This is a genomic window from Herbaspirillum sp. YR522 (genome assembly GCF_000282575.1).
Classification (GTDB): Bacteria; Pseudomonadota; Gammaproteobacteria; order Burkholderiales; family Burkholderiaceae_D; genus Herbaspirillum.
Genome location: NZ_AKJA01000141.1, coordinates 1 through 14,254, shown reverse-complemented (window position 1 = coordinate 14,254; position 14,254 = coordinate 1). Strand labels below are relative to the sequence as shown.

Here is a 14,254-nt window from a genome sequence, read left to right as displayed (position 1 = left end):
AAGGCAGCATGTCTCACGCTGTTTTCGCATTAACTGGAAATGACGCGGCATTGAGCAAGTGACTTTTTCGTCAACCGACGCGCCGTGTCTGCGACCGTCCCCTGCGGGCCACGGCGCGCTCCGGCCGCTACAGTGTCAACTCACCGATTCCGGTGGTATCCGGCCGATAGCGACCAATAGATAGCAGATAGCCGAAGGGGGCGGATTGATCCGCCCCCTTCGGCTAATATCGCTGGCCGCCAACGGGCATCGAGCCGGCCCGGGTTGACCGGGCAAGCCAGGCCCGACGCATCAAGGCGTCTTGTCGGTCTTGGTCGCTGGCGTATTTGCCAGCTGCTCGTTACGGGCGGCGCGCGACTCCTTGCGCTCTTGCTTCAATTGTTGCTTGGCGGCTTTCTTGTCGGCCTTGTACTCGCTCTTGGCCGACTTCTTCTGGTCCTTGTATTCGGCCTTGGCATCGGCATCGGCCTGGCGCTTCTGCACGAACGGATCGTTGGATGGCGTGCCGGTGGTGGTCGCTGGCGCGCTTTGGGCCATGGCGCCTGCAGTCATGCCCAGGAACAAGGTCGAGATGAGGATGTGACGTGCTTTCATATTATTTATCTCCTATTTGTGTCGGATCGGTCGGATCGGACAGGTGAACTTAATGCAATGAATCTGCAAGCTCACTATAGGCATAGCCGCGCTTGGGCAATGTCGGACAAGCCCTTATTTTGTGCTTCGCCAATGACGCAAAAAGCCGCGCTTTGCTGCCGCAGCGTAATTTGAGGGCATTGTCTGTCGGACAACGCCCGTCGTCATCGATCGTTTTCTGTATCATTTCGCGCTTGGCATGGCTATTGCAGCTGTCCATTGCACCATGCGGCACATCGCATTCGTACCAAGGAAAACACTCCAGATGACTTCCCCCAACGCAGCAATCGCAGCCGAACCCGATATCCCCCTGGCGCAGCGCCTGTTCGAAAGGATGCGCCAGGACAGCGCTCGACTCAATGGCGACGCCCCCGGTATCACGCGTGATACCTATGGCGCCGGCGAGCAGGGCGCACACGCGCTGATGCGCCAGGCCGCGCAGGACATGGGGCTGGAAATCGCCACCGATGCGGCGCTCAATCTCTACCTGACCTTGCCCGGGCGGGATCGCACCGCCCCCGTCGTCATGACCGGGTCGCACCTCGATTCGGTGCCGCGCGGCGGCAACTACGATGGCGCCGCCGGGGTGGTGGCCGGACTATCGATCATCGCCGGATGGATCGCAGCGGGCCTGCAACCGCAATGCGACGTCACCGTGATGGGCATCCGCGCCGAGGAAAGCGCCTGGTTCCCGCTCTCGTATATCGGCAGCAAATCGGCCTTCGGCCTGCTGCCGCCGGAGGCACTCGATATCCTGCGCCTCGATACCAGGCGCAGCCTGCGCGCGCACCTGCATGAATGCGGCGGCCGCCCAGACGACATCGCGACCACGCCCGCCTATCTGGATGCGGCACGCATCGCCTGCTTCCTCGAACTGCATATCGAACAAGGACCGGTGCTGGTGGAGGCAGGCCAGCAACTCGGGGTGGTCACCGGCATCTGCGGCAGCCTGCGCTATCGCCATGCCCGGGTGCTGGGCGAATATGCCCACTCCGGTGCCACCCCACGCAGCCATCGACGCGACGCCGTCGTGGCGCTGGCCGAAGTCGTCGCCCAATTGCAGCAGGATTGGGCCGCGATGGAGCAGCAAGGCCATGAGCTGACCTTGACCTTCGGCCAGGTATTCACCGACGCCGGCCAGGCCGATATCAGCAAGGTCGCCGGCCTGGTGAGTTTTGGTGTGGATATCCGGTCGCGCAGCAATGACAGCCTGCAAGGCATGGAACGTCATCTGCTGGCTGCGGTGTCGGCGGCCGAGCAACGCCACGGCGTGCGCTTTGCCCTGGGTGAGCGCAGCGGCAGCCAGCCAGCGCAGATGGACGCGGCGTTGCAGGAGCAGCTGCAAGCCAGCGCGCAGCGCCTGGGGTCGTCGCAGCGCCGACTTCCCAGCGGGGCCGGACATGATTCGGCGTTGTTTGCCAACCAGGGCATTGCGACCGGCATGTTGTTCGTGCGCAATGCCAACGGTAGCCACAATCCCGACGAGGCCATGGCGCTGGATGACTTCGCCGCCGGCACCCGGGTGCTGGCGCAGGTGATGGCCATGCGCGCCGGGCTTGCGCCCTGACGTCAGTCGCCTCGACACTGCTGCCGCGCAGCAGTGTTGCTTTTGCGCGCAGGCCACTGCACAGCTCTTCACTGTCTCGACAAAAGCCAGTACCCTGAACCAGCAGCCGGATATGCCAGGTGCGACACCAGGCGACGGCGACGACCAATAATAATCAATAACAATAATCCCGGGACCCGACAGGCCACGCCTGTCATCTGATCGTCGAGACACTCATGAGATTTCTTTCCAACCTGCGGATCGCCAACCGCCTCACGCTTGGTTTCGCCCTGGTGCTGCTGCTGGCCATCCTGTCGACCTCGATGTCACTGCTCGACGCCCGACGCAACGCCGACGCCACACGCCAGATGATGGAGGTGCCGCTGGCCAAGGAGCGCCTGGTGGCCGACTGGTTCGTCTTGACCTATTCGGCCGTGGTGCGCACGTCGATGATCGCGCGCAGCAGCGACGCCGCGCTATCGAACACCTTCAAGGAAGACATCGACGAAAGCGTCAGGAAGGGCAGCGCCGTGATCAAGAAGATCGAACCGCTGCTGCAATCGGCGCAAGAGAAGGCGCTGATGGCGGCCATCCTGGAGGCGCGCAAGAAATACCAGGCGGCCAAGGAACTGGTCATGGACACACGCAAGACCGGCGACGCGGCGGCCTCCGAGAAGGCCTACAAGGAAGTCTTCGATCCGGCCGCCAAGGCCTATGGTGCGCAAGTCAACGGCTTGCTGGCCATGCAGCGCCAGTCGATCGACGCCATGGCCGCCGAGATCGACCGCAGCAGCGCGCGCAGCATGCAATTGATGATCGTACTGGGAATCCTGCTGGTGACCATCGGCGCGGTGGCCGTGATCATCATCGGGCGCAGCATCACCACCCCGCTCAAGCGGGCGCTGCAAGTGGCGCAGCAGGTCGCCGCAGGCGACCTGTCGGGCCGTATCGATCCCAAGGGACGCGACGAGATCGCCGACCTGATGCGCGCATTGGCCGAGATGAACGGCGCGCTGCGGCTGATCGTGGGCGAAGTGCAGAGCGGCACCAATTCGATCTCCAGCGCCGCCGGTGAGATTGCCTCGGGCAACTTCGACCTGTCCACCCGTACCGAGCAGCAGGCCGGCTCGCTGGAAGAAACCGCCGCCTCCATCGAGCAGCTCACTTCCACCGTGCGCCAGAACGCCGAGAATGCGCAACAGGCGAACCAGCTCGCGCAGGATGCCTCGAACGTGGCCGTCAAGGGCAGCGGCGTGGTGTCACGGGTGGTACAGACCATGGGCTCCATCAACGACTCGTCCAGGAAGATCGTCGATATCATCGGTGTGATCGACGGCATCGCGTTCCAGACCAACATCCTGGCCTTGAATGCAGCCGTGGAAGCGGCGCGCGCGGGCGAACAGGGCCGTGGCTTTGCGGTAGTGGCCTCGGAAGTGCGCTCGCTGGCCCAGCGCTCGGCCTCGGCCGCCAAGGAGATCAAGGCCCTGATCGATGCTTCGGTGGAGAAGGTCGATGCCGGCAGCCAGCTGGTGGACCAGGCTGGCGCGACCATGAACGAAGTGGTGCAGAGCATCCGTCGCGTGACCGACATCATGGGCGAGATCTCGGTGGCCAGCCGCGAACAGAGCGCCGGCATCGACCAGATCAGCCGCGCCGTGACCGAGATCGATGACGCCACCCAGCAGAATGCGGCGCTGGTCGAACAGGCCACCGCGACGTCCGACCTGCTGCGCGCGCAGGCCGAGAAACTGGCGCAGGCCGGGCGCAAGTTCCAGCTCGAGCAGGCGCCGTTTCAGGCTGCCCGATAATGGCCGCGGGTCTGCGCAAGGCTGCCTAGCCAGCCTTGCCAGAACTGCTGCGACGCCCGATGGAAGCGTTGGCCATAGCGGTCGGCGTCGGCACGCAGGCCCGACAGGCTGATGTTGCGGGTATGGGCTATCTCGTGGGCGTGGCCGATCAGCCAGCGCTCTGCCATGCGCACATCGAATTCCGGGTGGAATTGCAGCGCCAATCCGTGCCGTCCCCAGGCGAAGGCCTGGTTCGGATAGCGGTCGCTGCAGGCCAGGTGGCGCGCGCCGGTCGGAAGATCGAAGGTGTCGCCGTGCCACTGCAGGACCCGCATGTCGGCACACATCAGTTGTGCCATCCAGGGTACCTCGTCGGCATGCGCGCCTGGCTGCAGGCAGGCCCATCCGATTTCCTTGCCGGCCGTGCCCGGATACACCCGCGCATGCAAGGCCGCCGCCATCAGCTGCGCGCCCAGGCAGATCCCCAGGGTAGGCAGGTCTTCCAGCAGGCGTGCGCGCAGCCAGGCAATCTCGGCCCGCAGGTACGGGTAGCGCTCTAGCTCGTACACCGCGATCGGACCGCCCAGCACCACCACCAGATCGGCGTCCAGCGGCGAGCAGTCGGTCAGCGAATCCACCCCGATATCGAGGTAATCGACGCGATAGCCGTGCTGGGCCAGCAGCGGCGCCAGCTGGCCCAGGTCTTCAAAGGCCACATGGCGTAACGCAAGAGCGGTTTTCATGAGAAACAAGGATCCGGGATGGGTGTCGGCAACAATCGCTATATCTTAGCGTATACAACGAAACGCCGAACGGCTTGATCAAATCCATTGAACGACTTCATTGGATTTGCATATCGCAACGATAGTATCTACTGCGGGACATGCCTTCGAATTGCTCGGCGGGTTGGCTGGCAGCGCTCCGAAAATCGGCCGCATCCCTTTACGGACGGGGTTTTCCGGCTGGGCAGCTCAAGCCTGAGGAGCATTCAAGAATTGATGACAAGGCAACTGCATATCTACGAAAAAACTGATTGTTCTGGTTTTGGGAATTATGTATTCCGGTTTGGCTCCTTTTTCTCGATCGCGTGGATCCCTAAACTTGGTTCCACGATGAAAGCAAACAGCGACTGATCCACCAACCACCGGGCCAGGCTAGCTTGCACATCATTTCTCTCACAAGGAACGATCATGAACACCAAGAACATTGCAAAGAACCTTTTCGCCGGCATCCTGTTGAGCAGCGCCGTGGGCGCCGCGATGGCCGAAGCGCCTTATCCAGCCGAAACCGAATTCCAGTCGACCAAGTCGCGTAGCGAAGTCATCGCCGAGTTGCAGCAGGCCCGTGCCAACGGTGAGATCCTGGTCACCGACCGTTACCCTGCCGACAAGCCTGCGGTGTCCACCGTGACCCGCGCCGAAGTGGTCGCCGAATTGAAGCAAGCCCGCGCCAATGGCGAAATCCTGGTCAGCGACCAGTATCCGGCCGACAAGCCTTTCCACTCGACCCTGACCCGTCAACAGGTCAAGGACGAACTGCAACAGGCACGCTCGGAAGGCCGTGTCGTGAGCAACCAGCAAAACAGCGCGCTGTAATACGCATGTGCTGACCGCTTGAACGCCCGACGCCACGAGCGTCGGCGCTGGCAGGTACCGGTGACCCCGGCCTTGCCTCGATCTCCCCTGACGGGCCCCGCGAAAGCAACGTCTCTCCCTCGTTGCAAGTAGTCGGGCCCGTCTTCTATCGAGGCGCTACTGGCGCGGTGGGCCATCGATGATGGTATCGAGCGCGTCGGCGTTGTTGCCCATCGGCTCGAGCTCTGCCCGCAGGCGGGGCAAGGCGCCGGGATAATGCCGCGCGATGAAGCCGATCATGTGTTCGCGGATCTGGCAACGCAGGTCGAAGGCGCTGCCCGAATCGACGGCCGACACCAGCAGCCGGATCTGCATGCTGCGTTCGCTGGCATCGGTGACGTGCATCACGCATACCCGCTTGTCCCACAGCGGCAGGGTGCGCAGCACCCGCTCGAATTCGGCGCGGATCTCCTGCGCCGGCACCGAAAAATCCAGCCACAGGAATACCGTGCCCAGGATGGTGGCCGAGGTGTGGGTCCAGTTCTCGAACGGGTTTTCGATGAACCACTGGAGCGGTACGATCATGCGCCGCTCATCCCAGATCTTGACCACCACGAAGGTGCCGGTGATTTCTTCGACCCGCCCCCATTCACCCTTGACGATCAATACGTCGTCGATACGGATCGGTTGCGAGAACGCAATCTGCAGGCCCGCGAAGAAGTTGCCCAGTACCGGCTTGGCGGCAATACCGGCGACGATGCCGGCCACGCCGGCCGAGGCCAGCAGGCTGGCGCCGAACTGGCGCGCGCCCGGCAGTGTCAGCAGCACGAACGACAGGCCCAGCAGGGCGATGATGAAGTAGGCGCTGCGCGACAGCACACGGGTCTGCGTCAGGATGCGACGAGCCCGCAGATTGTCGGCCACGTCGTAGGGGTTGAGCTTGATGACGGTGACGCTGACCGACTTCACACAGCGCATCAAAAACCAGGTCAGGGCCAGCACCAGCGCCACCGAGGTCAGGTACGACACGCTGGTCAGCCCGGGCGTGTTGTCAGGCGCGCCGGTCAGCACCAGTCGCAGCATGAACAGGATCAGGCAGGTGCGACCCGAGTTGTAGGCCACCTCGGTGGCGGTCATGGTGAACGGGTGGCCGCGCGCCAGGCGCCGCACCAGCATGGTGCCCATGCGATGGAGCAACACCGCCAGTGCAATGGCCACCAGCGACACGCCGATGACGATCAGGCCGGAGCGCAGCGGCCCCTCGTTCATTTTGTAGAGAAAATCCAGATCCATGTCTTCCTTGTCGTGATTGTCGTTTCAATAACGACATCGCCCGTGGCGCGATGACGCGTGGTCCGGGGTTCGAGCAGGCAAGCGAGGTTTTGTTTCACTCGTCCCGGATCGCCGCCTGTGGATAAAGTGAGGTGGCCAGCAGGCAAAGGGTTTCCACGGCATCGGCGGTTGCCAGTTGAATCGGCGCCGGCCGCGCTTGCAGTACCGCTGCCAGGCCCCGGTGAGCCGCCCGGTCACCCGCATCGGCGCAAGCCGCGAACGCCACCGCCAGCTCGCCCAGCCACCGCTCCAGCAGGGGCGCGGGCGGCTGCGGATGTAGCCACAGGTGACTGGCGGCGGCCGCCAAGCGGCGCGACAGCGCCACCGCCATGCGCGCCGCTGCCCGTTGCTCGCCGTCCAGGCTGCCCTCGCGCGCCAGCCGCTGCAACATCAACCCGGCCTCGACATTGGCCACGCAGGCATCGCGACGACATGCGTGCATCGCGACGCTGTCGCCTGGTCCCTGTACGGCCTGGCGCAGACAGGCGATATTGAGATCGACCATGCGTCCCAGCTGCGCGCGCAGGTCGACCCGCTGCCGGCGTGGCCAGAACAGGTAGCTGGCGACCAGCGCCACCAGGGCGCCGATGACGTTGTTTCCCGCGCGCAGCATGGCATTGGTCAACTGCTGGGCCGGATCGCTGCCGACATCGGCCACCAGCACGAACACCGGCGTGAGAAAGGTGGCGTAGAGGCCGTAGCTGACCGGGCGCAGGGCCATGGTCAATACCGTCAGCGGAAACACCAGCAGCGCCAGCGCCAGGGGCGAATGGACGAACAGCGACAGCAGCACTGCCAGCGCGCCGCCGACCACGCTGCCGATGGCGCGCTCGACGCTACGCGACCAACTGTCGGCGATGGTCGGTTGCATCACCAGCATGGTGGCCATGGTGGCCCAATAACCGAAAGGCAGTTCCAGCAGATGCACCAGCACATAGGTAGCGCCAGCGGCGGCGGCGCAACGCCAGCCGTGCTGCCATTCGTCCGAACCGGCCTCGGCGTGCAGCAGCGCCCGGCGTGCCAGGCTCCATAACCGGGCCAGCCAGGTGCGCACGCCGCCCGGCTGCGCACCGCCGCCGCGCGCGGCCCGCTTCAGGTCGACCGGATCGGCCACTGCGCTTTCGGCCAACGGCGCCTGCGCCAGTTGCAGACGGTGGCTGGTGACTGCCGGCAGGCGTGCCACCAGTTGCCGCAGGCGCATCATCACGCGGGCATCAGCGGCCGGCGACGGCTTGGCTCCGGTCGGCCCGGCGACGTCGCGTTGCATGGCCCGCATCAATTGCGCCATCGCCTCCAGGATACGCGCCGTGCGCCGACGCGCCGGCGGCGCCTGGTAATGCGACAGCCGCAGGTCGGCCAGCACGGTGAGGCAATCGAGCAACTCGCCGGCCCGTGCCAGTCGCACCAGCAGGTTTTCGTACAGGCGTCGCGACGCGGTGCGCTCGATGGCGACCTCGCCCAACACCCGACGCGCGGACTCCAGGTCGATGCGGGCATGACGCCGCGACTGGGCCGCCAGTTCGGCGCCATGGGCCAGCTGCGCCGGGTCGCTTCCATCCTCACCGTCGGCGGCGATCACGGCCAGCTCGGCCAGGGCGCCATATACGCGCGCCACCGCCAGGCGCGCCGCGGCAAACGGATGGATACGCCAGGCCGTCAGCCCCAGCAGCGTGGCCCAGGCACAACCGCAGAAATAGATCAGCACATGGCTGTGCGAGAACGGCAGCAACACCGGTGGCGCGTCAGCCATGATGGCCGAGACCCCGGCGGCGAGCATCATCACCAGCCCGACCGCGGCGCCATAGATACGCGAAAAGCCGGCCACGCCGGCGCATGCCATGATCGCCAGCAATCCGGCCTCGACGCTCTTGCCCGCCACGCTGGCCGCTAATACGCCACCCAGTGTCGAGATCACCGCAAACCCGCCCATCGACAGCAGGCGCGCCCGATTGGACCCGGCACTGTCGGCCAGGCAGGTCAGGAAGGCCCCCATGGCGGCCCATGAAAACAGCGGATTGCCCAGCCACTCGCCGAGCAACAGCATGACGCTGGCGCCGCAGGCGGCCCGCAGGCCCTCGGACAGGTTGGCATGGCGGAGCGGAAAACGCACCCGCCAGCGTTGCAGCGACAGGCGCACAAGGGTTCGCAGCAACGCCAGGGCGTCCTGCAGCAAGGCAAGGGGAGAGGTCAATAGCGGCGGCGGCATGCTATAAGGGGCGCAGGGTCGCTGGGGGCGACCGGGGTTCAATCGCCGCAGTATAGTCAGCCTGCATCATGCCCGGTATGACTTAAGTTCGCCCTATCGAGTCGCGCACTGCATGGACATCAGGCTTGGCGCGGGCCGCCCGCGAACAGCTCGGCGCTGACCGCCATCCAGGCCCGGGCCGCATGCGACAGGTAGCCACCCCGGGTCACATAGGCCACCTGCCATTGCACTTCCGGCTCGGTCAGGCGCACCGCCTGCAACTGGTCGGTAGCGATGCGATGGATGAAGGGCTCGGGCAGCAGCGCGGTGCCCATGCCGCCCAGGGCCATGGCCACCAGCCAGTCCCACTGCCCGCTCTGGGCAACCACTTGCGGCGCGATGCCGATTTCGCGAAAACTGCCCCGCAAGCTGCGGGTGAGGCCGAATTCGTTATTGAGCATGACCAGCGGCATGCCGTCGAGCTGGCGGCAACGCAGCGTACTGCGTGCCTTCTGGAAGCTGCCGGCCTGCGCCACCGCCCAGATCGGATAACGCGCCACCGGCATCACCTCCAGCGCCAGCGCCGGATCGACCGGCAGCACCGTCATGCCGATCTCCAGTTCGCCGCTGGCCACCCGCTGCTCGATCTGCGGGCCGGTGTCTTCCTTCAGTTTCAGCGCGATATCGGGGTGGCGCTCGCGAAAGGCCTTCAATACCGGCGTACAGAGAATGTTGATCATCGGCGGGATGCCGATGTCCAGGTGCCCCAGCCGTTGCGCCTGGGTGTCGCGTATTTCTGCATGCAAGCGCTGCATCGCCGCCAGGATCTGCTGCCCCTGCTCATATACCAGGCGCCCGGTATCGGTCAGTTGCAGGCTGCGGCTATCGCGGATGAGCAAGGGCGCATCGAGTTCATGCTCCAGCTGTCGGACCATCTTGCTGACGGTCGACTGGGTGACGTGAAGCGCCTCGGCGGCACGGCTGAAACCGTTCAGGCGTACCGTTTCGGTGAAGTAGCGCAGGGCGCGGATATCCACGGTTGCAGGCTTTCGAAAGAAGAACTTGAGGCAGGTCAAGGCATGGAGATTCCGACTGGAATCGGGGAATTTAAATCATACAGTGCATGAAGCGCGACTTCTATACTGGCCTCACAAGAACAATGAAAGAAGTCCGTCATGCCAGTGCTGGCAAGGCGCATTTCGACTTTCCCATAAGCCCACGAGCAGGAGCAAGAATGAACAGCCAGCGTATCGGCCAGCCCGCACTGGCGGCCAGGATCATGTCGGCCGACGCCGCCGCACTATTGTTTGCCGATGGCATGACGGTGGGCCTGTCGGGTTTTACCCGCGCCGGGGATGCCAAGGCCATACCGCGTGCGTTGGCCGCGCGCGCCGCCCGCGACCCGCTGTCGCTGACGGTCATCACCGGCGCCTCGCTGGGCAACGACAGCGACGGCATGATGGCCAAGGCAGGGCTGCTGGCGCGACGCCTGCCTTTCCAGGTCGACGCCACCCTGCGCGCCAGGATCAATGCCGGCGAAGTGATGTTCATCGACCAGCACCTGTCGGAAACCGTCGAGCAGTTGCGCAACGGCACGCCATCGCGCATCGACATCGCCGTCATCGAGGCCGCCGCCATCACCGAGGAGGGCATCGTGCCCACCATGTCGGTGGGTAATTCGGCCAGTTTCGTGGAGCAGGCGCGCATGATCATCATCGAACTCAATACCAGCGTACCGATAGCCCTGGAGGGGCTGCACGACATCTACCTGCCCGGCCAGCGCCCGCAGCGCGAGCCGATTCCCCTGACCGCGCCGGCGCAGCGCATCGGGCGCACCACGATTGCCTTCGACCCGGCCAAGGTGGCCGCCATCGTCCTCACCGAGACCCCGGACAGCCCCTCCTCGGTATTGCCACCCGACGACGACACGCGCGCCATCGCCGGCCATGTCATCGGGTTCCTGGAGGGCGAGGTCGAGAGTGGTCGCCTGCCGCCTACCCTGGCGCCACTGCAGGCTGGCATCGGCACCATCGCCAATGCCGTCCTGCACGGCCTGACCGACTCCCCGTTCCACGGTCTGAGCATGTATTCGGAGGTATTGCAGGACAGCGCCATCGACCTGCTCGACTCGGGCCAGCTGGCGTTCGCGTCGGCCTCGTCGATCACGCTGTCGCAGGCGAAGTACGAGCATTTCATGCGTCATCTGGAGCGTTACCGCGACAAGCTGGTGCTGCGTCCGCAGGAAATCAGCAACCACCCGGAGCTGGTGCGCAGGCTGGGCATCATCGGGCTCAACACGGCGCTCGAATTCGACATCTACGGCAACGTCAATTCGACCCACATAGGCGGCACCCACATGATGAACGGCATCGGCGGTTCGGGCGACTTCGCCCGCAATGGCCAGCTCTCGATCTTCGTGTCGAAGTCGACCGCCAAGCAGGGGGCCATCTCCAGCGTGGTGCCGATGGTCTCGCATGTGGACCACAGCGAGCACGACGTCGACGTGCTGGTCACCGAGTGGGGCCTGGCCGATTTGCGCGGCCTGGCGCCGCGCGAGCGTGCCGCGCGGGTGATCGAGCATTGCTGCCACCCCGACTACCGGGCGCAACTGCGTGACTACTTCGAGCGCGCGTGCCGCGCCGGGGGACATACGCCGCACCTGCTGGGCGAGGCATTCTCCTGGCATCAGCACCATGCGCGGGCGGGTACCATGCGCCTGGAGCGCTGAGCCTGGCCTGTCCGATCCACGGTGGGTGATGCCGGCCAGGGCCCCGTCAGCCCGGCTGCCGCCTGATACGCTGCACCGCTTCCCAACCCACCGCGCCGCGCACCGCAGCCGGCATCGCCTCCTTCATCGTATCGATGAAATGGCGCAGGCGTGCCGGGTAGAAACTCGCGTATGGATAGAGCAGCGACACCGGCAGGGGGTCGACCTGCCATTGCGGCAGCAACTGCAACAGTCGACCTGCGGCGACATCGTCGGCCAGCACCCAGGATGAGCCCACCGCCACGCCCAGCCCCTCGACGGCGATACTACGCAGGGCGTACAAGCTGTCGGTGACCAGTTGCGGCCGAAACGCCACGTGGCGCTGCTCACCGGTGCCGGCATGGGTGAGGGTGATTTCGCGCCGGTAGAAGGCCGGGATGGCCACCCACGGCAAGGCGGCCAGGTCCGACGGGTGCTGCGGCAACGGGCGACCCTGCATCAGCGAGGGCGCCACCACGATCATGCGCGGCACCTCGGCCAGGTGGATCGCCACCACCGACGGGTCATGTACTTCACCGACCTGGATCGCACAATCGAGCCCCTGCGAGATGAAATCGGCCGCCCGGTCATGCAGCAGCCACTCCACCGTGATACGCGGGTGCTGGCGCATGAAATCGGCCAACGGCCCGATCAACTGGGCTTGCCCGAACGCGTGCGGTACCGCCACCCGCAAGGTCCCTTCGGCCTGCAGCCGCGACCCGCGCAGGTCGCTCTCGAATTCATCCCACCCGGCCAGCAGGTCCTTGGCGCGCTCGTAGCAACGCTCGCCATCCTCGGTCATCTTCATGGCATGCGTGGAGCGTTGCAGCAGGCGCACGCCCAGCGAGCGTTCCAGCGCCTGCAGCCGACGGCTGATGGTCGGCTGGGTCGACCCCAGTTGCAGCGCCGCCGCCGACAGGCTACCGGCCTCGACGATGCGCACGAAGGTCTGCATGAGCTCGATACGGTCCACCAGGCCTGCCGACGGTGACCCCGCGGGAACGGGTTTTCTTGGTTTGGTCATACGCCTAACGTATAACAATTCTGCTCATGGCGCTACTACCGCATGGCTGCGGGGGCGCGCAGAATCCGTCTCACCGCTGGCCCTGCCGTACTTTCGTGGCCGGTATCGAATCGAACCACAACAGGGGTTTCACCATGAATAGCATTCCCAAGACGCATATTGCCGCAGCCAAGGTCGCTGCTGCCTCGGCGCAATCGTCCCACCACGGCCTGTCGACGCCACTCATCGGCCTGCTGGCCACCGGTGCCGGCCTGGCCGTGGCGTCGTTGTATTACTCGCAACCGATGCTGGGTGTGCTGGCCGACGATATCGGCGCCACCGAACGCATGGTCGGCATGGTGCCGATGTCGACCCAGCTGGGTTACGCCCTGGGCATCCTGCTGCTGGCACCGCTGGGCGACCGCTACGATCGGCGCCGCATCATCCTGGTCAAGGCCGCGATCCTGACCGTCGCCCTGCTGCTGGCTGGCGCCGCCTCGGGCGTGGCCACGCTGCTGGCGGCCAGCCTGGCCATCGGCCTTACCGCCACCATGGCGCAAGACATCGTTCCGGCCGCCGCCACGTTGGCACCGGAGCAACATCGCGGCCGTATCGTCGGCACCGTGATGACCGGCTTGCTGCTGGGTATCCTGTTGTCGCGTGTGGTCAGCGGCTTTGTCGCCGAGCACTTCGGCTGGCGTGCCATGTTCGTCGGTGCCGCCGCCAGCATTGCCCTGGTCGGCCTGGCCGCATGGCGCGGCCTGCCGCGTTTCCACCCGACCACGCACCTGTCGTACGGCGCGCTGCTGGGTTCGCTGGCGACCCTGTTCAAGAAGCATGGCGCCCTGCGCCGCGCCGCCCTGGCCCAGGGACTGCTGTCGATCGGCTTCTCGGCCTTTTGGTCGACCCTGGCGGTGATGCTGCATGGTGCGCCTTTCCACCTCGGCAGCGCCGCCGCCGGCGCCTTCGGCCTGGCCGGTGCCGCCGGTGCCCTGGCCGCGCCGCTGGCCGGTCGCATCAGCGACAGGAAGGGCCCTGAACTGGTGACCCGCCTGGGTGTCGGCCTGGCCACCGTGTCGTTCGCTGCGATGGCGCTGTCGCCATGGTTCTCCCGAGACGGCCAACTGGTCCTGATCGCACTGGCCGCCATCGGCTTCGACCTCGGTGTACAGGCCACCCTGGTGGCGCACCAGACCATCGTCTACAGCATCGAACCAGGCGCTCGCAGTCGCCTCAACGCCATCCTGTTCGTGGGCATGTTCGTCGGCATGGCCGCCGGTGCTGCACTGGGCAGCCTGATGCTGGCGCAATGGGGCTGGATCGGCGTGGTTGGCCTGGCGACCGCCACTGCGGTGCTGGCACTGGGCGTACGCTTGTGGCCGGCGGCTGCCAAGGCCCGATAAAGCGGGCCGGTCGGCGACCAGCGGCACTGGCGGGGCAACCCGCCA

Annotated in this window: 11 protein-coding genes; 5 read left to right on the top strand and 6 right to left on the bottom strand. The window is 65.4% G+C overall.

All coding sequences use genetic code 11. The features are described from left to right. Window positions 1–291: 291 nt before the first annotated feature. Window positions 292–594, bottom strand: coding sequence for a hypothetical protein (locus PMI40_RS20490; RefSeq protein WP_008119333.1), 303 nt, complete (start codon window positions 592–594; stop codon window positions 292–294). A gap of 304 nt (window positions 595–898) precedes the next feature. Here PMI40_RS20490 and PMI40_RS20485 point away from each other — a divergent pair, with 304 nt between their 5' ends. Both PMI40_RS20485 and PMI40_RS20480 read left to right on the top strand, forming a co-directional pair. Next, window positions 899–2,200 (top strand): Zn-dependent hydrolase, encoded by a 1,302-nt coding sequence (locus PMI40_RS20485; RefSeq protein WP_008119331.1) that lies wholly within the window; start codon window positions 899–901, stop codon window positions 2,198–2,200. Between the two features lie 215 nt (window positions 2,201–2,415). Then, the gene (locus tag PMI40_RS20480; RefSeq protein ID WP_008119328.1) at window positions 2,416–3,987 is read left to right on the top strand and encodes a methyl-accepting chemotaxis protein; all 1,572 of its coding nucleotides are present in this window, start codon (window positions 2,416–2,418) and stop codon (window positions 3,985–3,987) included. Here PMI40_RS20480 and PMI40_RS20475 read toward each other — a convergent pair. Continuing rightward, complete coding sequence (locus PMI40_RS20475; RefSeq protein ID WP_008119327.1) at window positions 3,972–4,709, bottom strand: glutamine amidotransferase; 738 nt, start codon at window positions 4,707–4,709, stop codon at window positions 3,972–3,974. The two genes, PMI40_RS20480 and PMI40_RS20475, sit on opposite strands and share 16 nt — an antisense overlap. Before the next feature lie 447 nt (window positions 4,710–5,156). Between PMI40_RS20475 and PMI40_RS20470 the strand changes: the two genes are divergently transcribed. Beyond that, complete coding sequence (locus PMI40_RS20470; RefSeq protein ID WP_008119325.1) at window positions 5,157–5,561, top strand: DUF4148 domain-containing protein; 405 nt, start codon at window positions 5,157–5,159, stop codon at window positions 5,559–5,561. Between the two features lie 156 nt (window positions 5,562–5,717). Here PMI40_RS20470 and PMI40_RS20465 read toward each other — a convergent pair whose 3' ends face one another. From PMI40_RS20465 to PMI40_RS20455, 3 genes are all read right to left on the bottom strand, one after another. After that, the gene (locus PMI40_RS20465) at window positions 5,718–6,833 is read right to left on the bottom strand and encodes a mechanosensitive ion channel family protein (RefSeq protein WP_008119324.1); all 1,116 of its coding nucleotides are present in this window, start codon (window positions 6,831–6,833) and stop codon (window positions 5,718–5,720) included. Window positions 6,834–6,927: 94 nt separating this feature from the next. Beyond that, complete coding sequence (locus tag PMI40_RS20460; protein ID WP_238540988.1) at window positions 6,928–9,063, bottom strand: FUSC family protein; 2,136 nt, start codon at window positions 9,061–9,063, stop codon at window positions 6,928–6,930. A 134-nt stretch (window positions 9,064–9,197) separates the two neighbouring features. Beyond that, entirely contained in the window at window positions 9,198–10,094 is an 897-nt protein-coding gene (locus PMI40_RS20455) for a LysR family transcriptional regulator (protein ID WP_008119321.1), read from the bottom strand. Between the two features lie 197 nt (window positions 10,095–10,291). Between PMI40_RS20455 and PMI40_RS20450 the strand changes: the two genes are divergently transcribed. Then, the gene (locus tag PMI40_RS20450) at window positions 10,292–11,785 is read left to right on the top strand and encodes a succinate CoA transferase (protein ID WP_008119319.1); all 1,494 of its coding nucleotides are present in this window, start codon (window positions 10,292–10,294) and stop codon (window positions 11,783–11,785) included. A 46-nt stretch (window positions 11,786–11,831) separates the two neighbouring features. Here PMI40_RS20450 and PMI40_RS20445 read toward each other — a convergent pair whose 3' ends face one another. Continuing rightward, entirely contained in the window at window positions 11,832–12,827 is a 996-nt protein-coding gene (locus PMI40_RS20445; RefSeq protein WP_008119318.1) for a LysR family transcriptional regulator, read from the bottom strand. A 134-nt stretch (window positions 12,828–12,961) separates the two neighbouring features. On the opposite strand from PMI40_RS20445, the gene PMI40_RS20440 reads away from it, so the two are divergent. After that, window positions 12,962–14,209, top strand: a complete 1,248-nt coding sequence (locus PMI40_RS20440; RefSeq protein WP_040502570.1) for an MFS transporter — start codon at window positions 12,962–12,964, stop codon at window positions 14,207–14,209. The last annotated feature ends 45 nt before the right edge of the window (window positions 14,210–14,254 follow it).

Excerpts from the sequence above, each read along its gene's own strand:
- PMI40_RS20490 (WP_008119333.1), bottom strand. The coding sequence starts at position 594 with ATGAAAGCACGTCACATCCTCATCTCGACCTTGTTCCTGGGCATGACT.
- PMI40_RS20485 (WP_008119331.1), top strand. The coding sequence starts at position 899 with ATGACTTCCCCCAACGCAGCAATCGCAGCCGAACCCGATATCCCCCTG.
- PMI40_RS20480 (WP_008119328.1), top strand. The coding sequence starts at position 2,416 with ATGAGATTTCTTTCCAACCTGCGGATCGCCAACCGCCTCACGCTTGGT.
- PMI40_RS20475 (WP_008119327.1), bottom strand. The coding sequence starts at position 4,709 with ATGAAAACCGCTCTTGCGTTACGCCATGTGGCCTTTGAAGACCTGGGC.
- PMI40_RS20470 (WP_008119325.1), top strand. The coding sequence starts at position 5,157 with ATGAACACCAAGAACATTGCAAAGAACCTTTTCGCCGGCATCCTGTTG.
- PMI40_RS20465 (WP_008119324.1), bottom strand. The coding sequence starts at position 6,833 with ATGGATCTGGATTTTCTCTACAAAATGAACGAGGGGCCGCTGCGCTCC.
- PMI40_RS20450 (WP_008119319.1), top strand. The coding sequence starts at position 10,292 with ATGAACAGCCAGCGTATCGGCCAGCCCGCACTGGCGGCCAGGATCATG.
- PMI40_RS20445 (WP_008119318.1), bottom strand. The coding sequence starts at position 12,827 with ATGACCAAACCAAGAAAACCCGTTCCCGCGGGGTCACCGTCGGCAGGC.
- PMI40_RS20440 (WP_040502570.1), top strand. The coding sequence starts at position 12,962 with ATGAATAGCATTCCCAAGACGCATATTGCCGCAGCCAAGGTCGCTGCT.